This is a genomic window from Aromatoleum toluvorans (assembly GCF_012910905.1).
Lineage (GTDB): Bacteria > Pseudomonadota > Gammaproteobacteria > Burkholderiales > Rhodocyclaceae > Aromatoleum > Aromatoleum toluvorans.
In genome coordinates this window covers 261,771-285,508 of sequence record NZ_WTVN01000001.1, presented here as the reverse complement: position 1 = coordinate 285,508, position 23,738 = coordinate 261,771, and the positions used below count along the sequence as shown (strand labels likewise).

The window sequence follows — 23,738 nt, the reverse complement described above, 5'->3', positions numbered from 1 at the left end:
CCGCGGGCCGGAGGGGACTTGCCGGCTCTGCTAGAATATTACGTTTTATCCGCCGAAGTTCATGGATTCGCTGATCGCCACCCTCGCTATCTGGGCCCTGCCGGTGCTGCTGGCCATCACGCTGCACGAGGCGGCGCACGGCTATGTGGCGCGGCATTTCGGCGACCCGACCGCGGAGCAGGAGGGGCGCATCACGCTCAACCCCTTCAAGCACATCGATCCGGTGGGGACCATTCTCGTGCCCGGGGCCATTCTCGCCATCAGCTCGCTGTTCGGCGGCGGCGGAGTGCTGTTCGGGTGGGCGAAACCCGTTCCGGTGAATTTCAGCCGCTTGCGCAGGCCGAAGGCGGACATGCTGTGGGTGGCCGCCGCCGGGCCGTTCATGAATTTCCTGATGGCGCTGGGCTGGGCACTGCTCCTCAAGCTGGGGATGTCCAGTCCGGGCGGACTGTACGCCGTGCCGATGCGCGAGATGGGCATGGCGGGCATCCAGATCAACTCCGTGCTGATGCTCCTCAACCTGCTTCCCATCCCGCCGCTCGACGGCGGCCGCATCGTCGTCAGTCTGCTGCCGCATCGGCTGGCGTGGAAATTCGCACGCATCGAGCCCTACGGCTTCCCGATTCTTCTCGTGCTCCTTTTCACCGGCATCCTCGGCTACATCCTGTGGCCCCTGATGGCTATCTTCCAGATCTTCCTCGCGATGCTTTTCGGGTTCTAATCATGTACGCAGAACGCGTTCTCTCAGGCATGCGCCCGACCGGGCGACTCCACCTCGGCCATTACCACGGCGTGCTCAAGAACTGGGTCAAGCTGCAGGAGAGCTATCCCTGCCTGTTCTTCGTGGCCGACTGGCACGCCCTCACCACGGCCTACGACAGCCCGGAAGTCATTGCCGACAGCGTCTGGGACATGCTCATCGACTGGCTCGCGGCGGGGGTCGATCCCGAGAAAGCCACGATCTTCATCCAGTCGCGGGTGCCCGAGCATGCCGAGCTGCACCTCCTGCTGTCGATGATCACGCCGGTTGGCTGGCTCGAGCGGGTGCCGACCTACAAGGACCAGCAGCTCAAGCTCGCACACAAGGATCTCGCGACCTACGGCTTTCTCGGCTATCCGCTGCTGATGTCGGCGGACATCCTGCTCTATCGCGCCGACAAGGTGCCGGTCGGCGAGGACCAGGTGCCGCACGTCGAATTCACGCGTGAAGCGGCGCGCCGCTTCAACCACATGTTCGGGCGCGAACCGGGCTTCGAGGACAAGGCGCGGGAGGCCGTGAAGAAGCTCGGCGGAAAGAACGGCAAACTGTTCGAGGAACTGCGCAAGCGCTTCCAGCAGGACGGTGACGGTGCCGCGCTGGAGCAGGCGCGGACGATGCTGAACGAGGCAAAGAGCGTCAGCCATGTCGATCTCGAGCGTCTCCACGGCTACCTCGAAGGCAGCGGCAAGATGATCCTCGTCGAGCCGGGCGCGCTCCTCACCGAGGCGGCCCGCATGCCCGGACTGGACGGGCAGAAGATGTCGAAGAGCTACGGCAACACCGTGTTCCTGCGCGAGGACAAGGACAGCGTCGTGAAGAAGATCCGCACGATGCAGACCGACCCGGCACGCGTGCGCCGCAGCGATCCGGGCGATCCGGAAAAATGTCCGGTTTGGCAGTTCCATCAGATCTACTCCGACGAAAGCACGCGCAAGTGGGTGCAGGAAGGCTGCCGCAGCGCGGGCATCGGATGCCTCGAGTGCAAGCAGCCGGTGATCGACGGCGTGCTGGCGGAGCAGGCCGTCATGTGCGAACGCGCGAAGCCCTACGAGGAAGACCCGACGCTGTTGCGCCGCATCGTCGCCGAAGGCGACGACCGGGCGAGAGTGCTCGCGCGCGAGACGATGCGCGACGTGCGCGAGGCGATGGGCCTTTCGTATCGCTGAGGAAGGTCGCCCACGGGCGGCGGGGATGCTTGCGCGATGAACATGCCGCTCGATCTGGCTCCGGCCGAGACGTCTGCCCAGGTGGAAGCGGTCGCTCGTCTCTACGGCGAGCCGCTGCTCGAGCTGCCCAAGGATCTCTACATCCCGCCCGATGCGCTCGAAGTCTTCCTGGAAGCCTTCGAGGGGCCGCTCGACCTGCTGCTCTACCTGATCCGCAAGGCGAACCTGAACGTCCTCGACATCCCGATGGCGCCGCTCACCGCGCAGTACCTCGGGTATGTCGAGGCCATGCGCCGGCACAATCTCGAGCTCGCTGCGGACTACCTGCTGATGGCCGCGACGCTGCTGGAAATCAAGTCGCGCATGCTGCTGCCGCGTCCGCCCCGCGAGAGCGGGGACGAATCGCTCGACCCGCGTGCCGAACTCGTGCGCCGCCTGCTCGAGTACGAACAGATGAAGATGGCGGCCGCGCGGATCGATGCGCTGCCGCGCGTCGAGCGTGATCACGAATGGGTCAGCATCTTCGTCGCCGAGAAGATCGTGGAGCGGCAGCCGGAAGTGAGTCTGCACGACCTGCAACTCGCCTGGCTCAAGATCATGAAGAAGGCGCGCCTCACGCAACATCATCAGGTGCGGCGCGAGGAACTGTCGGTGCGCGAGCACATGACGGCGATCCTGCGCAAACTGGGCGATGGCGACTTCGTCGTGTTCGATACCCTGTTCGAACCCGCACGCGGGGCCGCAAGCCTCGTCGTGAGCTTTCTCGCCGTGCTCGAACTGGTCAAGGAAAAGCTCGTGCAGGTCGCCCAGAACGAACCCTTTGCGCCGATTTACGTGAAACTTGCCGATGCAGCCAACGACGCCTGACGATTTCAAGCGCGTGATGGAGGTTGCCCTGCTGGCCGCGTCGGCCCCCTTGCAGGTTTCCGACCTGCGGCGCCTCTTCGACCCGGACCCCGGTCCGGACCTCGTACGCCGCCTGCTCGACGAACTGCGCGCCGAATGGGCCGGCCGGGGAGTGGAGCTGGTTCAGCTGGCGTCCGGCTGGCGCTTCCAGACGCGGCCCGAATACCAGATATTCCTCGACCGCCTCAAGGAAGAGCGGCCGCCGAAATACTCGCGCGCGGTGCTGGAAACGTTGGCCATCATCGCCTATCGTCAGCCTGTCACGCGCGGCGACATCGAAGACATCCGGGGCGTCGCCGTGTCGCCGAATGTGCTGAAGACGCTCGAGTCGCGAGGCTGGGTCGACATCGTCGGCCACCGCGACACCCCGGGTCGTCCCGCATTGTTCGCGACCACGCGGCGTTTTCTCGACGACCTCGGTCTGCGAAGCCTGACCGAATTGCCCGCGCTAACCGAAATCGAAAGGATCATGGACCTTGTCGACACCAAAGAAATCGAAGCGGCCGCTCCGGCCGCCAATGAAGAAGAAAACTGAACCCGCCGGTGCCGACTTCGCACCCGCTCGGCCGCGTACGTCGGCTCCGCGGGCGCCGGATGACGCGGGTGCGTCCGCCGAGTCGCGGGGCGAGCGTTCGCCCGTGCGTGTCCGGGCCGCCGCCCCCGCTCGCGGCGCGCCGGCCGAGACGATCGAGCCGGAGCGCCTGCAGAAGGTCCTCGCGCAGCTCGGCGTCGGGTCGCGCCGCGAGATCGAGGAATGGGTCGTCGCGGGCCGGATATCGGTGAACGGCGAGCCGGCCGAGCTCGGGCAGAAGATCGGTCCCGGCGATCGCGTGAAGGTGAATGGCAAGCTCGTGCCGCTGAAGTTCGCGACGCGCACGCCGCGCGTGCTGATCTATCACAAGCCGGAAGGCGAAATCGTGTCGCGTGAGGACCCCGACGGGCGTCCGACCGTCTTCGAGCGTCTGCCGCTCCTGCGCAAGGGGCGCTGGATCGCCGTCGGCCGGCTCGACTTCAACACCTCGGGGCTGTTGCTCTTCACCAACGACGGCACGCTGGCAAACCGTCTCATGCATCCGCGCTACGAACTGGAACGCGAGTACGCGGTCCGTCTCCTCGGTGAACTGACCGAAGAGCAGATCGAGTCGCTCAAGACCGGCATCCAGCTCGAGGACGGTCTGGCGCGCTTCACGACCCTCACCGACCAGGGCGGCGAAGGGATTAACCACTGGTACAAGGTTACGCTTTCCGAAGGACGCAACCGCGAGGTGCGGCGCATGTTCGAGGCCGTGGGCCTCACTGTCAGCCGCCTGATGCGCGTTCGCTACGGCCCGGTGACGCTGTCGTCGCGGCTCAAGCGCGGCATGTGGATGGAAATGCCGGAGGAAGACGTATGCGAGCTTGCGGGACTGCCGCGCCCGCAGCGCCAGGTTTCGGCGCGAACGGCCGAAAAGGCGCGACAGGTAAGGGTGCATCGGACGACTCCGCGCTGACGGCGACGAATTGCGAGCCGGTTGGCCGGGCTCGCAATTGCCTGTTTTCAATGGAGCCGTTATACTTGTAAAGCTTTGATACCCGCGTTCGAGCGGGGATCGTTTTGTGGATGGAATCAACAAAGATGGGCGTTACGCCCATTTTTTATTTGTGGGCATGAAATGGACGTCGAACGTCTGGTCGAGCAGGTTGTCACCGGCCTCGGTTTCGAGCTGGTGGATTTCGAGACTTCCCCGAAGGGGCGGTTGATGCGCGTGTTCATCGATATCGATCGCGGCGTCAACGTGGACGACTGCGCGACGGTCAGCAATCAGCTGACCCGGGTTTTCGAAGTCGAGAACGTCGACTACGACCGTCTCGAAATCTCGTCGCCCGGTCTCGATCGGCCGCTCAAGAAGGCCGCCGATTTCGAGCGCTTCGCCGGGAGTGACGTCCAGGTCCGTCTGCGCATGCCCATCGGCAATCAGCGGAATTTCGTCGGCGTGCTCGCAGGCTTCTCCGAGGGCGTGGTGCGGCTCAGCACCGAGAAGGGCGAGGTCGCCTTCCCCTTCGACGAGATCGAGAAAGCGCGTCTGGTGCCCAGGTTCTGAGTATTCGTATGTGGAGGTTTTGATTAATGAGCCGCGAAATTCTGCTGCTTGTCGATGCGCTGGCGCGCGAGAAGAACGTAGCCAAGGACATCGTGTTCGGTGCCCTGGAAACTGCGCTCGCCTCGGCGACGAAGAAGCGCATCCATGACGACGCCGACGTGCGTGTGACGATCGATCGTGACACCGGCGACTACGAGTCCTTCCGCCGCTGGGTCGTGCTGCCGGACGAGGAGGTCGTCAACGACGAGGCCGAGATGGGCATCATCGATGCCCGCGAGGTCAAGCCCGGCATCCAGCTCGGCGAGTACATCGAGGAGCCGCTCGAGCCGATCGACTTCGGCCGTATCGGCGCCCAGGCGGCGAAGCAGGTCATCCTGCAGCGCATCCGCGACGCGGAGCGCGAACAGGTCCTGAACGACTTCCTCGATCGCAAGGAGCATCTCGTCTCCGGCTCGATCAAGCGCATGGAGCGCGGCAACGCGATCATCGAAGTCGGCCGTCTCGAGGCGGTGATCCCGCGCGATCAGATGATCCCGCGCGAGAACCTGCGCGTCGGCGACCGCGTCAAGGCCTTCCTGCTGCGCATCGACCGCGGCGCCCGCGGCCCGCAGCTGATCCTGTCGCGCACCGCGCCCGAATTCCTCGGCAAGCTGTTCGAGCTCGAGGTGCCCGAGATCGAGGACGCGCTGCTGGAGATCAAGGCCTGCGCGCGCGATCCCGGGCTGCGCGCCAAGATCGCCGTGCAGTCCAACGACAGCCGCATCGATCCGATCGGTACCTGCGTCGGCCTGCGCGGCTCGCGCGTGACCGCCGTGCGGAACGAAATCGCCGGCGAGCAGATCGACATCATTGTGTGGTCGCCCGATCCTGCCCAGTTCGTGATTTCCGCGCTGCAGCCGGCCGAGGTCGTGTCGATCGTCGTCGATGAGGAAAGCCACAGCATGGATGTGGTGGTCGACGACAACAACCTCGCGATCGCGATCGGCCGCAACGGACAGAACGTGAAGCTCGCGTCTGAGCTCACCGGCTGGACGATCAACCTGATGAGCGAAGAGGAGTCTGCGCAGAAGAGCGGCCAGGAGCGCCAGGGCTTGCGCCAGCTCTTCATGGACAAGCTGGACGTCGACGAAGAGCTTGCCGACATCCTCATCGACGAGGGGTTCTCGTCGCTCGAGGAGATCGCTTACGTGCCGCTTGCCGAAATGCTCGAAATCGAGGCCTTCGACGACGAAACGGTCAACGAATTGCGCAATCGCGCACGCAACGTCCTGCTTACCGAGGCCATCGTGACCGAGGAGCAGCTGGAAAATGTTTCCGACGATCTGATCAACCTCGAAGGGATGGACAAGCCGCTCGCTGCCAAGCTGGCCGAACACGGCGTGCGCACCCGCGATGATCTGGCCGATCTCGCAGTCGACGAGCTTGTCGAAATCGCCGGAATCGAACAGGAACGTGCAAGCGCGTTGATTTCCGTCGCGCGCGCGCACTGGTTCGAAGAATGAGGGGAGGGCACTGATTGATGGAACAAATGAGCGTAAACCAGTTCGCCGGCGAACTCAGGATGCCGGCAGCGGTACTGCTCGAGCAGTTGCAGAAAGCCGGTGTTGAGAAGACCAGCCCCGACCAGTTGCTGTCCGAGCAGGACAAGGCGCGATTGCTCGAATATCTGCGTCGCTCCCATGGCGCAAGCCAGCCGAAAGGCAAGATCACGCTGACGCGCAAGCAGACGTCGGAGATTCGCGCCACTGATTCGACCGGGCGTGCCCGCACGGTCCAGGTCGAGGTGCGCAAGAAGCGCGTGTTCGTCAAGCGCGACGAGCTCGGTGGCGAGGCCATTGCAGGCGAGTCGGCGGCCGTCGAGGAAGTGATGGCTGCTGCGGAGGAGGGTGTCTTCGAGCCCGTGGCGGAGGTTGTGCCGGAGGTGCCCGTCGTCGAGCCCGAGCCGGTCGTCGAGGCGGCGCCCGAACCTGAACCCGCACCCGCACCCGCACCCGCACCCGCACCGGAACCCATCGTGGAAGAACCGGCCGAGGAGGCCCCGGTCGAGGAGCCGGTGCAGGCGGCGGTTGCCGAGCAGGCCGAGGATGCTGAAGAGGCGCCTGCGGCGTCCGTGCCGCGTCCGCGCGTCTCGATCCTCAGCGATGAAGAGCGCGCTGCTCGCGAGCGCGAGGCTCGTCGGCATCAGGAGCTGCGTGCGCGCCAGATGGCGGATCTGAAGGCCAAGCAGGAGCGCGAAGCTGCTGCGCGCGCGGCCGCCGAGGCTCGCCGTGCTGAAGAGGAGGCGCGCGTCAAGGCTGAGGCCGAGAAGCGCGCGGAAGCAGCCAAACCCGAGGCTCGTGAAGGCGCGAAGGCGCCTACCGGCACCCTGCACCGCCCCGCCAAGGGAGACGAGAAGCCGGGAAGCAAGGATGCCAAGCGCGGTGCGCGTGGCGGCGCCGATGCCGGAGCCGGTGCCGGCGACAGCAAGCGTCGCGGCCTCAAGACGCGTGGCGAAGTCGGTGCGACGACCGGGTCGTGGCGCGGAGCCCGAGGCGGTGGCCGTCAGGGGCGGCAGCAGGATGACCACAAGGCCTTCCAGATGCCCACCGAGCCCGTCGTGCGCGAAATTCACGTGCCGGAAACGATCACCGTCGCCGACCTCGCCCACAAGATGGCGGTGAAGGCTGCCGAAGTGATCAAGGCCCTGATGAAGATGGGATCGATGGTCACCATCAACCAGGTGCTGGACCAGGAAACCGCGATGATCCTGGTCGAGGAAATGGGGCACAAGGCGTTCGCCGCCAAGCTCGACGACCCCGATGCCTTCCTCGAGGATGCCGAGGCGCAAGCCGACGCCACGGTCGAGCCGCGTGCGCCGGTCGTGACCGTGATGGGTCACGTCGACCACGGCAAGACCTCGCTGCTCGACTACATCCGTCGTGCAAAGGTTGCCTCCGGCGAGGCCGGCGGCATCACGCAGCATATCGGCGCGTATCACGTCGAAACGCCGCGCGGCATGCTCACCTTCCTGGATACCCCGGGTCACGAGGCCTTCACGGCCATGCGTGCCCGCGGCGCCCAGGCGACCGACATCGTCATCCTCGTGGTTGCCGCCGATGACGGCGTGATGCCGCAGACGCGCGAGGCGATCCATCACGCGAAGGCTGCCAACGTGCCGCTCGTCGTCGCCGTGAACAAGATCGACAAGCACGAGGCCAACCCGGAACGCGTGAAGCAGGAACTCATCGCCGAAGGCGTCGTGCCGGAAGAGTACGGTGGCGAGGTCATGTTCATCAACGTGTCCGCCAAGACCGGGGTGGGCATCGACAGCCTGCTCGAATCGGTACTGCTGCAGGCCGAGGTGCTAGAGCTGACGGCCCCGGTCGATACGCCGGCCAAGGGCCTCATCATCGAAGCGCGTCTCGACAAGGGGCGCGGTCCGGTCGCGTCGCTGCTGGTCCAGTCCGGTACCCTGCGCAAGGGCGATGTCATGCTGGTGGGTGCCACCTTCGGCCGCATCCGCGCGATGCTGGACGAGAACGGCAAGGCGATCGACGAAGCGGGGCCGTCCATTCCCGTCGAAGTCCTCGGTCTGTCGGATGTTCCGGCCGCCGGTGACGAGGCAATCGTGCTGGCCGACGAGAAGAAGGCGCGCGAAATTGCGCTCTTCCGCCAAGGCAAATTCCGCGAAGTGAAGCTTGCCAAGCAGCAGGCCGCCAAGCTCGAGAGCATGTTCGAGCAGATGGCCGAAGGCGAGGTCAAGTCGCTTCCCCTCATCATCAAGGCCGACGTGCAGGGTTCGCAGGAAGCCCTCGTGCAGGCGCTCAACAAGCTCTCCACGGACGAAGTGCGCGTCAACGCGATCCACTCGGCGGTCGGCGCGATCTCCGAGTCGGACGTCAACCTGGCGCAGGCCTCGGGTGCCGTCATCATCGGCTTCAATACCCGTGCCGATGCGGGTGCGCGCAAGCTGGCCGAGACCTTCGGCATCGACATCCGCTACTACAACATCATCTACGATGCCGTGGATGACGTGAAAGCTGCCCTGTCGGGCCTGCTGTCGCCGGAAAAGCGCGAGAATCAGCTGGGCCTCGTCGAAGTCCGGCAGGTCTTCCGCGTGCCCAAGGTCGGCGCCGTGGCCGGTTGCTACGTGCTCGAAGGTCTTGTCAGGCGTGGCGCGCAGATCCGCGTGTTGCGCGACAACGTGGTCATCCACACCGGCGAGCTCGAGTCGCTCAAGCGCTTCAAGGACGACGTCAAGGAAGTCAAGTTCGGGTTCGAGTGCGGTCTGTCGATCAGGAACTTCAACGACGTGCAGGAAGGCGATCAGCTCGAAGTGTTCGAAATCCAGGAAATCGCCCGGACGCTATAAGAGATGCCCAAGGAGTATTCCCGCAGCCAGCGCGTGGCGGAGCAGGTCCGCCGCGAGCTGGCCGAGCTGATCCGCCTCGAAGTGAAGGATCCCCGGGTGGGATTCATCACGCTGACCGACGTCGAGATCACGCCCGACTACGCGCATGCAAAGGTGTTCTTCACCTCGATGCGCGGGGAGGAAGGGCTGGACGAAATCCTCGTCGGCCTGCGCCGTGCGAGCGGCTTCCTGCGCCGCGAACTCGGCAAGCGCGTGCGCATTCACACGCTGCCCGAGCTGCATTTCCAGTACGACCCGTCCGTCGAGCGCGGCAGTCGCATGTCGCAGTTGATCGACCAGGTGGTGCGCGACGATGACGCGCGGCACAAGGGCGAGCCGGAAGACTGACCGGCCTTGAAGACGCAGAAGCAGTTCCGGCACCAGCGGCGAGCGCTGGATGGCGTTCTCCTGCTCGACAAGCCGCAGGGCATGACCTCGAACGCTGCGTTGCAGACCGCGCGCCGGCTGTTGAACGCGGCCAAGGCGGGACACACGGGCACGCTCGATCCCATGGCGACGGGCTTGCTGCCGCTGACCTTCGGGGAGGCGACCAAGTTCTCGCAGATGTTGCTCGATGCGGACAAGGAGTACGAGGCAACCGTCCGTCTCGGGATCGAAACCGACACGGGTGACGCCGAGGGGCGTCCGATCGCCAGTGCGCCGGTGGCGGTGACGGAAGAAGCGATCCGTGCGGCACTGGCACGCCTGACGGGAGAGATCGAGCAGATTCCGCCGATGTATTCGGCGCTCAAGCGCGACGGCAAGCCTTTGTACGAGTATGCACGCGCCGGTATCGAGGTCGAATTGACGCCGCGACGCGTGGTCATTCATGCCCTCGAATTGCTGGAATCGGGAGACGAGAGTTTCCGGGTCCGCGTGGCGTGCAGCAAGGGGACCTACATCCGCACGCTCGCGATCGACCTCGGTCGCCTGCTCGGGTGCGGGGCCCACCTGTCGGCGCTGCGGCGCACGCGCATCGGCCCCTTTGCAGTGGAGTCGGGCACGGTGACGCTGGCGGCGCTCGAGGGCGTTCCGGCGGACGAGCGCGAACACCTGCTTGCGCCCGCCGACGCGCTCGTGGCTCATTTGCCGGCGATCGCTCTCTCGCCCGCGCAGGCCGCTGGTTTGCTGCAAGGGCGGGTGCTGGCGGTCGATTGCGGGGAGCGGGGGCTCGTGAGGGTTTACGGGGACGGACGCTTCCTGGGACTGGGGGAGCTGGCCGATGATGGCCGCCTGTCGCCCAAACGCCTCGTCGCAACCGGCGCAACTACGCAACAGTCTTGATAAACATTGAGTTTTTTATGGTGCGTTGGGTATAATCCCACGCTTCTGATTGGCAGAAAACGAAAAGAGTAAACACCCACATGGCTCTCGATACCGCATCCAAGGCGCAGATCGTCACCGACTTCCAGCGTGCACAAGGCGACACCGGCTCGCCGGAAGTTCAGGTTGCGCTGCTTACCGCCCGCATCAACGGACTCACTGGTCACTTCAAGGCCAACGCGAAGGACCACCACTCGCGTCGCGGCCTGCTCAAGATGGTCAGCCAGCGCCGCAAGCTTCTCGACTACCTGAAGCGCACGAACGCCGACAGCTATCGCGCCCTCATCGAACGTCTGGGTCTGCGCAAGTAATTCGCTGGACGTGTCGCGTCTGACAGCGTCGAAAAAGACAAGCTAGCGAACAAGCCGGTGCGGATCCCGCGGGGTCGCACCGGCTTTGTTTTTGTCGGCTGTCATGCGCGAGCGAAGCTGTCTTGCAGTTGTAGTCTGCTGCTTCCATTCATCTAAAGGATATTCAACTTGCCTACCGCCATCAAAAAGACATTTGCATACGGCGCGCACACCGTCACCATCGAGACCGGGGAGATTGCTCGCCAAGCAGGTGGTGCCGTCATCGTGAACATGGATGACACGATGGTCCTGGCGACCGTCGTTGCCGCCAAGGAAGCAAAGCCCGGCCAGGATTTCTTCCCGCTCACCGTCGATTACGTCGAGAAGTTCTACGCAGCAGGTCGCATTCCCGGTGGCTTCTTCAAGCGTGAAGGGCGCCCGACCGAGAAGGAAACGCTGACCTGCCGCCTGATCGATCGCCCGATCCGCCCGCTTTTCCCGGACGGCTTCTACAACGAAGTCCAGATCATCGTCACGGTTCTGTCGTTGAACCCCGAGATCGATTCCGACATCCCCGCGATGATTGCCGCCTCGGCTGCGCTGGCGATCTCCGGCGTCCCGTTCAACGGCCCGATCGGCGCGTGCCGTGTCGGTTACGCCAACGGCGAATACATCCTCAACCCGACCGTCGAGCAGCTCAAGACCAGCGAGCTTAACCTCGTCGTTGCGGGCACCGAGGTCGCGGTCCTGATGGTGGAGTCCGAGGCGCAGGAACTGTCGGAAGAAGTCATGCTGGGCTCTGTGGTATTCGGCCACCAGCAGTTGCAGGTCGCGATCCGCGCCATCAACGAACTCGTCGAGATCGCCGGAAAGCCCGAGTGGGATTGGCAGCCGCCCGCGAAGAACGAGGCGCTGATCAGCCGCCTGAAGGAGCTCGCGGGCGCCCAGCTCGAAGATGCGTTCCGCATCACCAGCAAGCAGGCCCGTACCGAGCGCGTCAACGAGATCCGCAAGAACACGATTGCGACGATTGGCGCCGAAATGGAAGCCGCGCCGTCGGCGAACGAACTCAAGGACATCTTCCACGAACTCGAAGCGGGTATCGTGCGCAGCCGCATCCTTGCCGGCGAACCCCGTATCGATGGACGCGATACCCGTACTGTCCGCCCGATCGAGATCCGTGTCGGCGTGCTGCCGCGTACGCACGGTTCGGCGCTGTTCACGCGCGGCGAAACCCAGGCGCTGGTCATTGCGACGCTGGGCACGGGGCGTGACGAGCAGATCATCGACGCGATCGCGGGCGAGTACCGCGAGAGCTTCATGCTGCACTACAACTTCCCGCCGTTCTCGACCGGTGAAACCGGGCGCATGGGCGTCACCAAGCGTCGCGAAGTCGGCCATGGCCGCTTGGCGAAGCGTGCCCTTGTCGCCGCCCTGCCGGCACCGGAGGACTTCAGCTACACGGTTCGCGTGGTTTCGGAAATCACCGAGTCCAACGGCTCCAGCTCGATGGCATCGGTGTGTGGCGGATCGCTCGCACTCATGGACGCCGGCGTGCCGATGAAGGCCCACGTGGCGGGCATCGCGATGGGTCTGATCAAGGAAGGCAACCGCTTCGCCGTCCTGACGGACATCCTCGGTGACGAGGATCACCTTGGCGACATGGACTTCAAGGTCGCGGGCACCGAGAAGGGCGTCACGGCGCTGCAGATGGACATCAAGATCCAGGGCATCACCAAGGAGATCATGCAGGTCGCGCTGGCCCAGGCGGGCGAGGGGCGCATGCATATCCTCGGCATCATGAAGCAGTCCCTGGCGTCGCATCGCGGTGAAGTCTCGGAGTTCGCGCCGCGCATGCTCACGATGAAGATCAATCCCGAGAAGATCCGGGACGTGATCGGCAAGGGCGGTGCGGTCATCCGCGCGCTGCAGGAAGAGACGGGCACCATCATCGAGCTGCAGGATGACGGCAGCGTGACCATCTCCTCGGTAAGCGCGGAAGGCGCGCAGCTCGCCAAGCAGAAGATCGAGGCCATCACGGCCGAGGTCGAGGTGGGCAAGGTGTACAACGGCACGGTCGTGCGCCTGCTCGACTTCGGCGCGATCGTGAACATCATGCCGGGCCGCGACGGGCTGCTGCATGTCTCGCAGATCGCGAACGAACGGGTCAATAACGTGGCGGACTACGTCAAGGAAGGCCAGGCGGTGCGCGTCAAGGTTCTCGAGACGGACGAACGAGGCAAGATCCGTCTGAGCATGAAGGCGCTGCTGGATCAGGCTACCGAGTAATCCGGCTCGCACGAAAAAAAAGGGACGCCGCGGCGTCCCTTTTTTGTTTGTGCTGCCGTGCGTGAAGCGCGGCGGTGTTCGAGCAGTCTGCTTACTTGGCGACCTGACGCTCGCGCATTTCCTCGAGCGTCTTGCAGTCGATGCAGAGCGTCGCCGTGGGGCGTGCTTCGAGGCGCTTGAGGCCGATCTCGACGCCACAGCTGTCGCAGTAGCCGTATTCGCCGGCATTGATGCGCGCAATGGCCTCGTCGATCTTCTTGATCAGCTTGCGCTCACGGTCGCGGTTGCGCAGTTCGAGCGCAATGTCCGACTCCTGGCTGGCACGATCATTGGGATCGGCGAAGACAGTGGCCTCGTCCTGCATCGTATGAACCGTGCGCTCAATATCGCCCGCCAATTCCCGTTTCACCGATTCCAGCATTTCGCGGAAGTGGGCCAGCTGCTTCTCGCTCATGTATTCCTCGCCCTTTTCGGCGACGTACGGCGGGAACTGTTTCTGCAGTGTATCGTCCGGCATGACTTCGACTTCCGGTTGGTAATTGAAAGAAACCGAACTAATATCAGAAACCGCCCGGCGGAGCAAGCAAAGACGCCGTTCTCGGGATAGTCGCGTGCCGCCATGCGAATGCAAAAAAATCGATTCGTGTTTGACGTGCAGGGAATGAGTGTGTATTATTCGCGGCTCTCGGGGTGTAGCGCAGTCCGGTAGCGCGCTTGCTTTGGGAGCAAGATGTCGGGGGTTCGAATCCCTCCACCCCGACCAGCTAACCCCGATGCCCGCGGGATCTGCCCGTAGCTCAACTGGATAGAGCACCGGCCTTCTAAGCCGGGGGTTACAGGTTCGATTCCTGTCGGGCAGGCCAGAGAAAAGGTTTTTTGGCTGTAGAATTTTTCTGCAGCTGGAGAAGTGGCGGCATTAGCTCAGTCGGTAGAGCACTGGATTGTGGCTCCAGTTGTCACCGGTTCGATCCCGGTATGTCGCCCCAAAATCAAAGAGATACGGCACCCTTCGGGGTGCCGTTTTCAATACTCTGGCTTTTTTTCAAAACTCCGCACCGATTTATTCCAGCGGAGTCGCTTTCTTTACCCTGCGCCGGTCATAGACCTTTTCGATCATTGCATCGGACGCGTGGCCTGAAAGCGCCCTGGCGTCCCGGCCGCCTTCCTTCATTTCGGTGATTGTCTTCGCGCGCAAATCGTGGAAGTGGAATCGCGCGGTGATCACGCCTTCGGCGATCGCCTTATCCATCGTGCGTTGCCATGCAGTTTTCCAGCCTTCCATCGTCATCGGTGATCCGTCCCTTCTGGTCACCAGCGACGTGCTGGCAATCGGGCGCTTCAGTTCTTTCAGCGCGTTCACCGCCTCGCGCAATGCGGGCGTCCACGCGATGCAGATCTGTACGAGCCGACTGCGAGCCGTCTTTCCCTGACTGATCATCAGCCCTTCGTCCGTGATCGCATCGCGGCGCAGGGATAGTAGATCACCGCGGCGCTGACCGGTGAGGCGAGCAAGGTCCATCAGTGCGGCAACGAGCGGAGGGGCGATCTTCTTCACCGCATCGAACTCGGCATCGGTGACGTAGCGCGTGCGAGGCGTTTCCTTGAACGGCTTCACCTCGCGCACCGGGTTGTCCTTGCAGTGACCCCACATGATCGCGTGGCGCATGATGTCCTGTAGCAGGGATCGCTCGCGGTTGGCGCGGACTTTCGACGTCTTCGCGCGGGCCTGCATGAAGTTCCACACATCAGCCGCGGTGATGTCGGCCGGCTTCATTAGGCCGAACACCTTCGTCAGCGTCGCCGATTCCAGTTTGTTGCCGGCCTGGGTGCTCGCGGCTTTTTCGGGTACCACCTCTCGCAGGTAGCGGCCGATGACGCCAGACATCGTCTCGGCAGGGGCGTTCGTGTTCTCCAGCTCAGCCCATTTCGTCCGAGCGATGGAGAGGTCGCGCCCGAGATTGATCCATCCTCCGTTCGCTGCATACCAATACGACCGCCCCTTGAGGTACATGCGAGGCGGGAGGTTCATGCAATTTTTTCGCGGACGTCCCATCATCACAGGATAGCTCCGAGATCGGGGCCTTGCCTGCGCCGGGCAGCTTCAGTCGAGCCGCCCATGCGCTTCTCGACGATCGAGCGCAGCACTTTCGGGTATCCAGCGGCGTCTTCCTCGTACGGCCAGGCACGATCCGTGAGCCAACGCTTTTGCAACGAGGGCTTCTGGTAGCCAGTGAGGTCGCGGAGTTCGTCCTTACTCAGGAACATGTCATGCCTCTTTCGGCGATGGCAGCAGCTTCGCCTCGGCCGCGTTCTCCGGCACGATCTTACCGCTCGGTAGCGTCCGCGGCGGAGTATGGAGTGGAGCGCTGTTGATCTGGCTACCCGTGGTGTTGATGGGGCGGTCGAAGTCTCGAGGAGAAAATCCGCAGACATCGGCTTCGCCGACAGAGCCCTGCTTCCCGAGTAGGCTGCTGGCGCGGGACGGCCACGGTGGAGTCCTTAGTGCCGCCCGCGATACTGCAGGGTGCCAGGAAGGGCCGCGTCTGACGTACAATGTCCGGCGCGACAGCGAAGGCATCCTGTTTCATGATGCTCCCTCCGTGATAGGGAGCCGCCTCGGATCCTCCTTTGGGCGGAGCTCATAGTAGCGGTCGAGGAAGAGATGTTTCGCCACAATCGGTGGCAGCGGCTGGATCTTTAGCACCAGCGGCCTGACCTCATCAATGTCAATCAGCGCGTTATCGTATGGCCGGCCGAGATCGCGGAATTCGGTCGCCCGCAGAACGAGATCGGCATGCTCGACAGTTGGCGCGAGGTGGGTAGGTACGCCGAGCCTCGTCAGAACGTCATTGGGCACATAGCCCTCGGTCTCGAGGCTTTCCGGGAGTGACTGCTTGAGTGCCTCCCCAGCGTTGAGCAACAACGCCGCGAGCGCATCTTGCGGCGGTACGATCATGCTGACGAGGTAGTCGTGCTGCGCAATCGAATAGAAGATCTTCGTTTGGCCGGCGAAGCAGCAGGTGCTTGCCAGGGCGTGCGCGATGTCCTCGATTCGTACGAGGTGGGAGGCTGATCCGGTGCACTCGGAACACGGGTCTGACCTGAACGAGTGCGCAGCGCGTGCTTTAACTCGGCGCCTTCCCTGTGATTCGGGGAAATCCTGCTTCATCTGCTTCTCCTTGCGTTCGTGTTTCCGGGCTCGGCCTGCCGATGGCCATGAGGTACTCATGGCTTGGCGACGCGTGGGGATTCAGGACAGAGGTCGGCGCAGCGCGTAGCGCAGCGTGACAAGCAAGGAAGTGATGCGAAAGCGAGTGGGGAGCGAGCGAGGGATCCGCGCGTCTTTGGATGCGGCAGTGTGCCCTTTGGCCGGCACGTTGAATTTATCGCTTTGACGGCAGCCTGACAAGCGTCGGCAATGGGCAGACACGTTCCCCGGGGGTGGGCGGCGTAGCCGCTTTTCTCAAGGCCTGAGGATCCTGAGAAAAGCGGCCACACGCACGAGGCGTCTGGGCCGCAGTGGGTCGGAAGGGAGGCCGGCCGCCGGCCGATTGATACGAATGCCGATGGGCGAGCGCCACGTGCTACAGCCGGCCCGACTCGGCAAAGGAAACGGTCGCGTTACCCGCGACGACAAAATGGTCCAGCACACTCACGTCAACCAAGGCCAGTGCGGACTTGAGGGTCCGTGTGAGGGCCTCGTCGGCGGTGGAGGGCTCGCACGCTCCAGACGGATGCTGGTGCGAAAAGATCACTGCTGCAGCATGGAGCTCGATCGCTCGCCGCACAATCTCGCGCGGATAGACACTCGTTTGCGTCAAGGTGCCGCGAAACGCCTCCTCGGCGCGAATGAGATGATTGCGGGCATTGAGATACAGGACCACGAAGACCTCGTAGGGGCGTCCTGCGAAAAACGTGCGGAGGAACTGTCTGACGACCGCCGGGGAGTCGAGCACATCGCGCGTGGCCAGATCCTCGGCGAAGCTGCGTTTCAGGATCTCGAGCGAACACGCCAAGGCATCCCAAGCGGGCGTGTGGGGTTCGCGGGCAAGCCCAACGACCTGGGTCCACGATCCGCTGCAGCTCTCCCAGACGTCCTCGGCCTCCGGGCCGAAGAAGCGCTCAAGCAGTGCGGCATCAGCAAGGGAAGTAGGGGAAGAATAGAAGGGCATCACCGGCATCTCCTCAGAAGAATGGGAAGAGCCGTGTCCCTGATGGGGAGCAGCTCCCCATGGGAATGACATGAACCGACGAACGTGACCCCGAGCCCGAAGGCTATTCCGGTTTCAGGGGCTGACCGGACGCTGGCAGCCTTTCGGCTGAACTGCTTTCATATCGTAGTCGGGTTCTGACGCACCTGCAATGCCGATAGCCCAGTCCCGACAGTTCAGTCCTAATTGGCATCCATAATTCTTTCTGGATGGGACGTTTCGGTATCCAGAATTAACACATTGGCTGCGATCCAGCCTCGCGCCCGGTCCGCGGGGTGGCGTCAATCACGGCGACCAATCACGCCAAGAAGGGCCCGGAAGTCTGTCGCCAAGCTCTCGCGCCCGGCCTTCGCCCCCAATTCGTAGCTGTCGATCAATAGTGGAAGGGCTTTTCGCAGCACGGTGAAGTCAATGTCGATGGGAATGACCGCAATTTTCGCTATCCCCTTATAGATCTCGACGGTGTCACCCGCGGCGACCGCATGGATCGAGAAGAAGTTGAACAATGCAGTCCGTTCCGCGCCCCAACTCGACGGCCATTCATTACGCACGATCAGCCTCCCTTCGGTTCGTTACCCAGGGCTGTGCTCGCCATCTCGAGCAATTTCAAACGCCTGCGCTGTAGTGCCTTCGTGGCTTGGCCGCACGGCCGGCGCAGCACGAAACCGATTGCCCACAGAAACTGGGGATGGCGCTGTGGACAAGTCGGGAATACGCTTGTCGGCCGGGCACCTGCACTCGCGCCTCATCATTGAGCGTCGCCGGCGGACGGTGAGGCCATTACGCGCGGACATAGCCATGGCCGTTGCAGGCGGTGCACGGCTGGAACTCCCAGCTCGATTCGATTCCCCGCCCGTTGCAGGCTCGGCAGTACTCGTGGGACGAACCTCTGTCGCGGCCGCTTCCGCCGCAACTGTGGCAGGCGCGGTCCGTCAGAACTCGGGTCTCACAAGCGCCGCGACAGTGGGGGCAAGAACGTTCGTCGTCATGCATGGCGGGACGCTCCTCCGGTCAGAAGGTGGAGTTGAGACTCGAGAGCACCTTGGGCGGCAAGTCCTGCCAGCCGGCGGGATCGTCGGTGGTCACGCAATACTGCCCGGTTACGCGCGTACCGGAGCCGTCGCGTGCAAGCTCCAGAATCAGCTTGTACTGGCGCTGCCCATTGGCCACGTCAGGTGAATGCACCACCTGTTCCAGGCGATACAGTGCGCCGGGAGTGGATTCATGCAGATAGCCCGCGATATGCAGGCTCGCTTCGCCTGCCAATGACCGGCGTTCGACCTCGTTCGGCGTCAAGAAGCTATAGCGGCTCATGGCGCGCGCGTAGGTCGTATCCACGTCGCGTGACGATCGCTTCGCGAACGCCTTACAAACGACATTCTCCACCCAGTTCCGGTAGACCTTTTTTCCAAAACTGTCCCCGCCGGCAGGGGCGGTACGCCCTTGAGTCTGTACTCCCGTTGCACCGGACTGTTGCCGCATCCGTTCGCGCGCCTCATTGGCCTCGCGCTTCGAGCGGTCCTCGCATGCCTGCGGATCGTCCGCCCTCATGCACTTCACGCCGAAGATCACGCCATCGAGCACGTCCGCCGAAACGGGCGACACCCACGCCGCGAATGCGGCAACGAGGCAAATTACGGGTTTCATCGGTGATCCTCCAGCTGTCCTAGACCATCAGGAGCAGGACGATTGATGTCACTACCATAGCCCGAAGAATGTCGTACGTCATTTCACGAATTGTTTCGCCGCCGCTGCTGAGTGCGTGCCACTTGCTGATCACGACGTAGGCCATCCACGTCAGCACTACAGTTGCGGCGAGGCCAACCAGGAGATCCCGCACCTTGCCCATCTGGTAGCCGGTGGCGGCATGGAAGCCCTGCGCCGCGGAGGTAAAGCCGTGGCTGTTATGGGGGGTGAGCAGCGCGACGGCGCCGGATCCGCCGCCGGACGACCTCAGCGGCGGATCGGTGTAGACGTAGCTCTCGCCCGTGGTGCCACCGGTAGGATCGGCGGCGCGCAGCGCGGCATATGTCGGGGCGGTGGCACTCAGCGTGTAGCCGGCGAACTTTGAAAGGTAAGAGGTGAGCTTCGTGCCGTTGCCGTCGGCGGGGTTCGTCGTCCCGCCCGACTTGAGCCATGCTCCGACCGTTCCGGCGCCGAGCAGATGGGCCGCGGCGACGAGCCCGGACTGTGTAATCTCGATTCCATTGATCGTCGTGCCGAGGTAACTCTCCGCGCCGTAGGTGCTGGCGAGGGTGCGCCAAGCCTGGGCGTGGTAGGCGGTGACCGCCTGGACCTGCGCATCGGGGTTCGCAAGGAACTCCGCAAGCGACGTCACGCCGTACTTGCCGCTGAAGCTGCCGTTCCAGTCGTTTTTCTTCGGGGTGGCATCGCCGGTGTAGAGGCCCACGTCCTTCAGCGCGGATTCGCCGAACTGGAACAGCCCGGCGTAGCCAGAACCGATGATCACGTCCGGCCTCATGCTGCTCTCGCGTTCGCCGAGCGCCCGTAGGAAATCGACGTAGGTGATGCCGGCCCATGCCAGTCCGGCAACGAGGAGCAGCAGGTACAGGGAGCGGGCACCGGGGCGAAGACGGAATCTCGTCATGGCGGTTTCCTACTGACGGTCTGGACACGGGCCGCCATCGGCGGCTTCGGATCGGGCGTAACGATAGTGGCCGTCGCCACCCAGCCGCCACACCCCCATGCACGACGAAGTCCGGCTGGCGAGTGCGAGATCGCGCCAGCCGTGGCTTGTGGACCGCAGGACGCGGTACGCCGGCGCGATCACGTCCATCAGCTGAATCCATGTTCCATCGCGCTGTCTGGCGTAAAGCCAAACGCTGATGCCGGTCATGCCTGAAGTGCAGGTGTTGCCGGCCACAACGAACACTTCGGGCTTCCGGTCGCCGTTCAGATCCTCCACGTGTGCTTCGGGATCCATGGGCTCGCGGTCACAGCCGGGGAGGGTGCTGACGACCTGGCTACCATTGAGCGCCAGCGGTGTCAGGTGCGCGATCGCGACGCGATCCGGCGCGGGCAAGGCCGAGGCCGGCACGTTCTCGAAGAGCGCGGCGGCAAGCGCCGCGGACTTCTCGTCGGCGTGAACCAAGCCGACGTAGAGGATCGCGACGAACGCAGATGCGTACGGGAGCCGTTTCGGTGGCAGCATGCCGAGTCTCCTCACTGGGAAATGGAACCGTCGGCACCGATCAGCACCGGCCAGACGCGGATGCCGGCGGCCTCCAGGAGCGCGTCGGCGGACATCGGCACCATGTGCACGCCGGCGAGCGCGCGCAGGCGCGTGAAGTCGGCCTCGGTTGCCACGGCGGCGACGATGCCGCGGGCGCCGAGTGCCTGCAGTCGCTCGGCGTTGCGCTGCAGCCACGCGTGGGACGGCGCGTCGTCGCCGACGACGAAGAACGGGGCGCCTGGTCCGCCCGGTAGCCGTGCCGGCATCGGGTTCGGCAACAGTCGCCCGGGGCCGGCCTTCGCCGAGGCGACCGGGAAAGCTGGTATGGAGGGCGATTGCCGCGGCGCGACGGGCTGCTTTGATGGGGGCATCTCGCGGGCGTCCCCCTCGTCATTCGTCAAATAGGGGGCCAGTGATACGCCGCCTCCGTCATGGATGACGATTGCCGGCATGACGGGGGGCTCTGCGGACCCGACGGGGGCGGCGATCAGCAGGGCGAGAGAAAGGATCAGGGTGCGTTTCATGTCATCACCAGAGTCCGAACTGGATGTGGCCGATGAAGACACCCCTGACTCGACAGCAGGCATAGGGCCGCCACAGCGTATAGGCGTAGCTCCCCGAGTTCGTCGTCATCGCTTCGCCGTATGAGACCGGGCTTGCGGTGTCGTTCAGGCCAAACACGTGGCAACTGGTGGGCACCGCGACATTCATCTGCCACAAGCCACCCATCGGGTTCATCTCCATTGCAGGCGGCGGATCCCACACGAGCTGGCTGCCACGAACTGCCAGCGCGGCGGACGACACGTACGTGTAGATGTGGGGCTGTCCGGGTCGAGTGATGAAATCGGCGATGCGCTGTGACAGGACCGCCGCACCCTTCACCTCGTGCTGCTGCACCACTTCGCCGGTCCGCGGATACACGTTGCCCCAGGTGTTGGCCGGCCACATGCCAACCTCGCGCATGCCGGGGATCCAGGAGGCCGGGAACAGCAACTCCGCCGGGAGATAGGAGCGCCACACCAGCGCGTCCAGCGTGGACATGAAGTAGGGCACGAAGGGGCTGACTGCCGTCGGGCAGGGGCCGAGGCTTGTCGCCGGGTGGCCGATGGCATCGGCATCGCGAAAGCGCCGGGCCTTGTCGGTGCGGTCTCCGCGCGACCGAGTCCCGGCGCTATCCGACAGGGGCTTCCCGAGCAGCGCACCGATGGTGCTCGTCGTCGCCGCGGCAAGCGGTATGCCGATCTCGGGCCAAGGATGGGTCGCGACATCGTGGTAGGTACTCACCACGAGATCGGGGGCGAAGTGGCTGAACCGGGTCGAAGCCTTGATGTCGCATCCGAACGGCGTGCAGAAGAGCCAGAAACAGATGCCGGAGATGTGCAAGAACGCGCACGAGGGGTAACTGGCGATCGCCTGCGCGAATAGCGCCGCAGTGGTCGTAAACTCCATTGCGGCGGAGAGCGGCGCGTGAGCAAGCGCCGCAGTGCCCAAGAAGGCTCGGAAGGTACGGGTTGGAGTCTGCCGATGGGAAACCATCTCGACGCGCCTTGCCAATCAATGACCGCGCGCACGCCAGGCGCGATAAATCGTTCGTGCTGCATCCACGTCGGGCACGCCATAGACTACCGCGCGTTGATCGAAGACGATCGCCGGCACCTTCGTCAATCGGTAACGCGCGGCAAGATCCAGCGCCCGCGCGCCGGCTTCGATGCCTTTCCGGTCTGCACCGGACAGCGCCGCGAAGCGTTCTTTGGCAAGCGTGGCCGCTTGCTGGGTCGAGGGCGGTAGCCCGACCGACAGCGCCTTCGTCACGCGTTCGATGCCATCCACGTAATGAACGGCTGCGCCGTCGGCTCCGCGAACCTGCTGCGTGGATAGCTGAAAAACCTCGACGTGCTCCTGGGCGTGGCCGCGCCCCGCGGCGAGCGCGGCCAGGAGGAGGAACACGCGAGTGGCGGTGATGTCCGCGCGCTTCATGGCTTGCCGGTAGCCGTGCGCGCGCCGGCGCGCGCCAGGGCCTCTTCGAGTTCCTCGGCGGGCATCGCGCCAAGCACGCGGCGCCCATCGCCGAGCACCATTGTCGGCGTGTTGCGGATCCCGCGCGCGCGGCCGAAATCGACGATGCGCTTGACGACCTGCATCGCCTCTTCGCAGTGCGGCTCGATTTGTTTCGGCATGGGCGCGCCGTCCATGTAGGCTTGCCAGCGCGACTCGCGCGCACCCTGTGCGCTGCACCAGATCGCGACCGCGGCGGGGATCGAATCGGGCGAAATCACCGGATAGGTGAAGGCATAGATTGTCACGTTATCGAGGCGAGCGAGTACAGGCTGCATCGAGCGGCACACCGGGCAGGCCGGGTCCTCGAACACGGCGAACTTGCGCGAGCCGTCGCCGCGTACGGTCTTGAGCGCCAGATCGAGCGGCAATTCGTCGAACGGAATCGCAGCAAGCGCGGCGAGCTTCGCTTGCGTCAAATCCCGCTTCTCGAGCGTGTCGATCAGGCGGCCATCGATGAAGGCATAGCGCCCCGAAGCGTCGGCGTAGAAGACGTCCATGCCGTTCGTCACTTCAAAGATGCCCGGCACGGGCGTCGCAGCCACGGAATCCGGCGTCACCTCGCCGTTCGTGTGGCGGGCGATCGCGGCCTTGATGTCCTGCGCTGCGCCCTCTGGCCCGGCGCCGAAACCGGGCGCTGCCGAAAGGCCGAGAGAGAGGAAGGCGACGCTTACAACATGGAACATCCGTGGGGTCGACGTTCCACGCACCGCGGCGTATGTTTCACGATGGGCCGTTGGCATAGGATCATTCTTCGTAAGGGAGGGACTATGGACAGAGATGCACGCGCGAGCGGCACGGATTCCGGGTGGATGCTCGCCTTGCTGGGCGCGGTGCTGGAAATCATCGGAATTGTTGTGGCGGGAGGTTCGGAACGTCGAGATTCGGACGACGACCGCGACCCCATATTTGCGGACACTTCGAGTGCCACTCGCGGTGCGTTTGCCGGTGAGGAGACGATGGGCGACGCCTTTACCGCGTATGGTCGCGAACCGATTGGCGCGGGTAGGAATGGCGAGCCAGTAGGCGTCTATTCCGGGGCACCGATCATCCATTACTAGGGCGGGTTCCATC

Annotated in this window: 25 protein-coding genes and 3 tRNA genes; 15 read left to right on the top strand and 13 right to left on the bottom strand. The window is 64.0% G+C overall.

What is annotated here, in order from left to right; genetic code table 11:
- The first annotated feature begins 61 nt into the window (after window positions 1-61).
- The 12 genes from GPA22_RS01270 to pnp all read left to right on the top strand — a co-directional run bounded on the left by GPA22_RS01270 (window position 62) and on the right by pnp (window position 13,205).
- Entirely contained in the window at window positions 62-721 is a 660-nt protein-coding gene (locus GPA22_RS01270; protein ID WP_169254269.1) for a site-2 protease family protein, read from the top strand.
- Window positions 722-723: 2 nt separating this feature from the next.
- Window positions 724-1,926 (top strand): tryptophan--tRNA ligase, encoded by a 1,203-nt coding sequence (locus tag GPA22_RS01265; protein ID WP_169254268.1) that lies wholly within the window; start codon window positions 724-726, stop codon window positions 1,924-1,926.
- Between the two features lie 36 nt (window positions 1,927-1,962).
- Entirely contained in the window at window positions 1,963-2,793 is an 831-nt protein-coding gene (locus GPA22_RS01260; protein WP_169254267.1) for a segregation and condensation protein A, read from the top strand.
- Window positions 2,774-3,367 carry an SMC-Scp complex subunit ScpB gene (gene scpB / locus GPA22_RS01255; protein WP_169254266.1) on the top strand — a complete coding sequence of 198 codons (594 nt, stop codon included), beginning with the start codon at window positions 2,774-2,776 and terminating at the stop codon, window positions 3,365-3,367. Before GPA22_RS01260 ends, scpB begins: the two co-directional genes overlap by 20 nt.
- Window positions 3,351-4,322, top strand: a complete 972-nt coding sequence (gene rluB, locus GPA22_RS01250; RefSeq protein ID WP_169254265.1) for a 23S rRNA pseudouridine(2605) synthase RluB — start codon at window positions 3,351-3,353, stop codon at window positions 4,320-4,322. Before scpB ends, rluB begins: the two co-directional genes overlap by 17 nt.
- Before the next feature lie 162 nt (window positions 4,323-4,484).
- The gene (rimP, locus tag GPA22_RS01245; RefSeq protein ID WP_169254264.1) at window positions 4,485-4,913 is read left to right on the top strand and encodes a ribosome maturation factor RimP; all 429 of its coding nucleotides are present in this window, start codon (window positions 4,485-4,487) and stop codon (window positions 4,911-4,913) included.
- 26 nt (window positions 4,914-4,939) lie between these two features.
- Entirely contained in the window at window positions 4,940-6,415 is a 1,476-nt protein-coding gene (nusA, locus tag GPA22_RS01240) for a transcription termination factor NusA (RefSeq protein ID WP_169254263.1), read from the top strand.
- Between the two features lie 17 nt (window positions 6,416-6,432).
- Entirely contained in the window at window positions 6,433-9,264 is a 2,832-nt protein-coding gene (infB, locus tag GPA22_RS01235; RefSeq protein ID WP_169254262.1) for a translation initiation factor IF-2, read from the top strand.
- Window positions 9,265-9,267: 3 nt separating this feature from the next.
- Complete coding sequence (gene rbfA / locus GPA22_RS01230; RefSeq protein WP_169254261.1) at window positions 9,268-9,651, top strand: 30S ribosome-binding factor RbfA; 384 nt, start codon at window positions 9,268-9,270, stop codon at window positions 9,649-9,651.
- A 6-nt stretch (window positions 9,652-9,657) separates the two neighbouring features.
- Entirely contained in the window at window positions 9,658-10,587 is a 930-nt protein-coding gene (gene truB / locus GPA22_RS01225; RefSeq protein ID WP_169254260.1) for a tRNA pseudouridine(55) synthase TruB, read from the top strand.
- A gap of 80 nt (window positions 10,588-10,667) precedes the next feature.
- On the top strand, window positions 10,668-10,937 hold the full coding sequence (rpsO, locus tag GPA22_RS01220) for a 30S ribosomal protein S15 (protein ID WP_169254259.1): 270 nt from the start codon (window positions 10,668-10,670) through the stop codon (window positions 10,935-10,937).
- Window positions 10,938-11,105: 168 nt separating this feature from the next.
- The gene (pnp, locus tag GPA22_RS01215; RefSeq protein WP_169254258.1) at window positions 11,106-13,205 is read left to right on the top strand and encodes a polyribonucleotide nucleotidyltransferase; all 2,100 of its coding nucleotides are present in this window, start codon (window positions 11,106-11,108) and stop codon (window positions 13,203-13,205) included.
- A 91-nt stretch (window positions 13,206-13,296) separates the two neighbouring features.
- Here the strand turns inward: pnp and dksA are convergent, their stop codons facing one another.
- The gene (dksA, locus tag GPA22_RS01210) at window positions 13,297-13,722 is read right to left on the bottom strand and encodes an RNA polymerase-binding protein DksA (protein ID WP_169254257.1); all 426 of its coding nucleotides are present in this window, start codon (window positions 13,720-13,722) and stop codon (window positions 13,297-13,299) included.
- Between the two features lie 169 nt (window positions 13,723-13,891).
- Between dksA and GPA22_RS01205 the strand changes: the two genes are divergently transcribed.
- The 3 genes from GPA22_RS01205 (at window position 13,892) to GPA22_RS01195 (ending at window position 14,191) form a co-directional block, all read left to right on the top strand.
- Window positions 13,892-13,968, top strand: a tRNA-Pro gene (locus GPA22_RS01205).
- Window positions 13,969-13,991: 23 nt separating this feature from the next.
- A tRNA-Arg gene (locus GPA22_RS01200) sits at window positions 13,992-14,068 on the top strand.
- A gap of 47 nt (window positions 14,069-14,115) precedes the next feature.
- A tRNA-His gene (locus GPA22_RS01195) sits at window positions 14,116-14,191 on the top strand.
- 74 nt (window positions 14,192-14,265) lie between these two features.
- Here GPA22_RS01195 and GPA22_RS01190 read toward each other — a convergent pair.
- The 12 genes from GPA22_RS01190 to GPA22_RS01135 all read right to left on the bottom strand — a co-directional run bounded on the left by GPA22_RS01190 (window position 14,266) and on the right by GPA22_RS01135 (window position 23,737).
- Complete coding sequence (locus tag GPA22_RS01190; protein WP_169254256.1) at window positions 14,266-15,234, bottom strand: tyrosine-type recombinase/integrase; 969 nt, start codon at window positions 15,232-15,234, stop codon at window positions 14,266-14,268.
- A 26-nt stretch (window positions 15,235-15,260) separates the two neighbouring features.
- Window positions 15,261-15,470, bottom strand: a complete 210-nt coding sequence (locus GPA22_RS01185) for a DUF4224 domain-containing protein (RefSeq protein ID WP_169254255.1) — start codon at window positions 15,468-15,470, stop codon at window positions 15,261-15,263.
- 319 nt (window positions 15,471-15,789) lie between these two features.
- Window positions 15,790-16,374, bottom strand: a complete 585-nt coding sequence (locus GPA22_RS01180; RefSeq protein ID WP_169254254.1) for a metal-dependent phosphohydrolase — start codon at window positions 16,372-16,374, stop codon at window positions 15,790-15,792.
- A gap of 415 nt (window positions 16,375-16,789) precedes the next feature.
- Window positions 16,790-17,377, bottom strand: a complete 588-nt coding sequence (locus GPA22_RS01175) for a JAB domain-containing protein (protein WP_246263978.1) — start codon at window positions 17,375-17,377, stop codon at window positions 16,790-16,792.
- A 320-nt stretch (window positions 17,378-17,697) separates the two neighbouring features.
- A complete protein-coding gene (locus GPA22_RS01170; RefSeq protein ID WP_169254252.1) occupies window positions 17,698-17,967 on the bottom strand; it encodes a hypothetical protein in 270 nt (89 codons plus the stop codon).
- Between the two features lie 460 nt (window positions 17,968-18,427).
- Window positions 18,428-19,063, bottom strand: a complete 636-nt coding sequence (locus GPA22_RS01165; RefSeq protein ID WP_169254251.1) for a hypothetical protein — start codon at window positions 19,061-19,063, stop codon at window positions 18,428-18,430.
- Between the two features lie 19 nt (window positions 19,064-19,082).
- Window positions 19,083-20,024: a DUF3262 family protein gene (locus GPA22_RS01160; protein WP_246263977.1), complete on the bottom strand. Its 942-nt coding sequence runs from the start codon at window positions 20,022-20,024 to the stop codon at window positions 19,083-19,085.
- A gap of 9 nt (window positions 20,025-20,033) precedes the next feature.
- Complete coding sequence (locus tag GPA22_RS01155) at window positions 20,034-20,588, bottom strand: hypothetical protein (protein WP_169254250.1); 555 nt, start codon at window positions 20,586-20,588, stop codon at window positions 20,034-20,036.
- Between the two features lie 11 nt (window positions 20,589-20,599).
- Window positions 20,600-21,133, bottom strand: coding sequence for a PFL_4695 family integrating conjugative element protein (locus GPA22_RS01150; protein WP_169254249.1), 534 nt, complete (start codon window positions 21,131-21,133; stop codon window positions 20,600-20,602).
- Between the two features lie 4 nt (window positions 21,134-21,137).
- Window positions 21,138-22,058, bottom strand: a complete 921-nt coding sequence (locus GPA22_RS01145) for a TIGR03756 family integrating conjugative element protein (RefSeq protein ID WP_169254248.1) — start codon at window positions 22,056-22,058, stop codon at window positions 21,138-21,140.
- A 105-nt stretch (window positions 22,059-22,163) separates the two neighbouring features.
- Window positions 22,164-22,586: a TIGR03757 family integrating conjugative element protein gene (locus GPA22_RS01140; protein WP_169254247.1), complete on the bottom strand. Its 423-nt coding sequence runs from the start codon at window positions 22,584-22,586 to the stop codon at window positions 22,164-22,166.
- Window positions 22,583-23,737 (bottom strand): DsbC family protein, encoded by a 1,155-nt coding sequence (locus GPA22_RS01135; RefSeq protein ID WP_169254246.1) that lies wholly within the window; start codon window positions 23,735-23,737, stop codon window positions 22,583-22,585. The genes GPA22_RS01140 and GPA22_RS01135 overlap by 4 nt, the downstream gene beginning before the upstream one ends.
- Window position 23,738: the final 1 nt, after the last annotated feature.

What these genes read in the sequence shown, in the direction of transcription:
- GPA22_RS01270 (WP_169254269.1), top strand. Translation starts at nt 62, where the DNA reads ATGGATTCGCTGATCGCCACCCTCGCTATCTGGGCCCTGCCGGTGCTG.
- GPA22_RS01265 (WP_169254268.1), top strand. Translation starts at nt 724, where the DNA reads ATGTACGCAGAACGCGTTCTCTCAGGCATGCGCCCGACCGGGCGACTC.
- GPA22_RS01260 (WP_169254267.1), top strand. Translation starts at nt 1,963, where the DNA reads ATGAACATGCCGCTCGATCTGGCTCCGGCCGAGACGTCTGCCCAGGTG.
- scpB (WP_169254266.1), top strand. Translation starts at nt 2,774, where the DNA reads ATGCAGCCAACGACGCCTGACGATTTCAAGCGCGTGATGGAGGTTGCC.
- rluB (WP_169254265.1), top strand. Translation starts at nt 3,351, where the DNA reads ATGAAGAAGAAAACTGAACCCGCCGGTGCCGACTTCGCACCCGCTCGG.
- rimP (WP_169254264.1), top strand. Translation starts at nt 4,485, where the DNA reads ATGGACGTCGAACGTCTGGTCGAGCAGGTTGTCACCGGCCTCGGTTTC.
- nusA (WP_169254263.1), top strand. Translation starts at nt 4,940, where the DNA reads ATGAGCCGCGAAATTCTGCTGCTTGTCGATGCGCTGGCGCGCGAGAAG.
- infB (WP_169254262.1), top strand. Translation starts at nt 6,433, where the DNA reads ATGGAACAAATGAGCGTAAACCAGTTCGCCGGCGAACTCAGGATGCCG.
- rbfA (WP_169254261.1), top strand. Translation starts at nt 9,268, where the DNA reads ATGCCCAAGGAGTATTCCCGCAGCCAGCGCGTGGCGGAGCAGGTCCGC.
- rpsO (WP_169254259.1), top strand. Translation starts at nt 10,668, where the DNA reads ATGGCTCTCGATACCGCATCCAAGGCGCAGATCGTCACCGACTTCCAG.
- dksA (WP_169254257.1), bottom strand. Translation starts at nt 13,722, where the DNA reads ATGCCGGACGATACACTGCAGAAACAGTTCCCGCCGTACGTCGCCGAA.
- GPA22_RS01190 (WP_169254256.1), bottom strand. Translation starts at nt 15,234, where the DNA reads ATGAACCTCCCGCCTCGCATGTACCTCAAGGGGCGGTCGTATTGGTAT.
- GPA22_RS01185 (WP_169254255.1), bottom strand. Translation starts at nt 15,470, where the DNA reads ATGTTCCTGAGTAAGGACGAACTCCGCGACCTCACTGGCTACCAGAAG.
- GPA22_RS01180 (WP_169254254.1), bottom strand. Translation starts at nt 16,374, where the DNA reads ATGAAGCAGGATTTCCCCGAATCACAGGGAAGGCGCCGAGTTAAAGCA.
- GPA22_RS01175 (WP_246263978.1), bottom strand. Translation starts at nt 17,377, where the DNA reads ATGCCCTTCTATTCTTCCCCTACTTCCCTTGCTGATGCCGCACTGCTT.
- GPA22_RS01165 (WP_169254251.1), bottom strand. Translation starts at nt 19,063, where the DNA reads ATGAAACCCGTAATTTGCCTCGTTGCCGCATTCGCGGCGTGGGTGTCG.
- GPA22_RS01160 (WP_246263977.1), bottom strand. Translation starts at nt 20,024, where the DNA reads ATGACGAGATTCCGTCTTCGCCCCGGTGCCCGCTCCCTGTACCTGCTG.
- GPA22_RS01155 (WP_169254250.1), bottom strand. Translation starts at nt 20,588, where the DNA reads ATGCTGCCACCGAAACGGCTCCCGTACGCATCTGCGTTCGTCGCGATC.
- GPA22_RS01150 (WP_169254249.1), bottom strand. Translation starts at nt 21,133, where the DNA reads ATGAAACGCACCCTGATCCTTTCTCTCGCCCTGCTGATCGCCGCCCCC.
- GPA22_RS01145 (WP_169254248.1), bottom strand. Translation starts at nt 22,058, where the DNA reads ATGGAGTTTACGACCACTGCGGCGCTATTCGCGCAGGCGATCGCCAGT.
- GPA22_RS01140 (WP_169254247.1), bottom strand. Translation starts at nt 22,586, where the DNA reads ATGAAGCGCGCGGACATCACCGCCACTCGCGTGTTCCTCCTCCTGGCC.
- GPA22_RS01135 (WP_169254246.1), bottom strand. Translation starts at nt 23,737, where the DNA reads ATGGAACCCGCCCTAGTAATGGATGATCGGTGCCCCGGAATAGACGCC.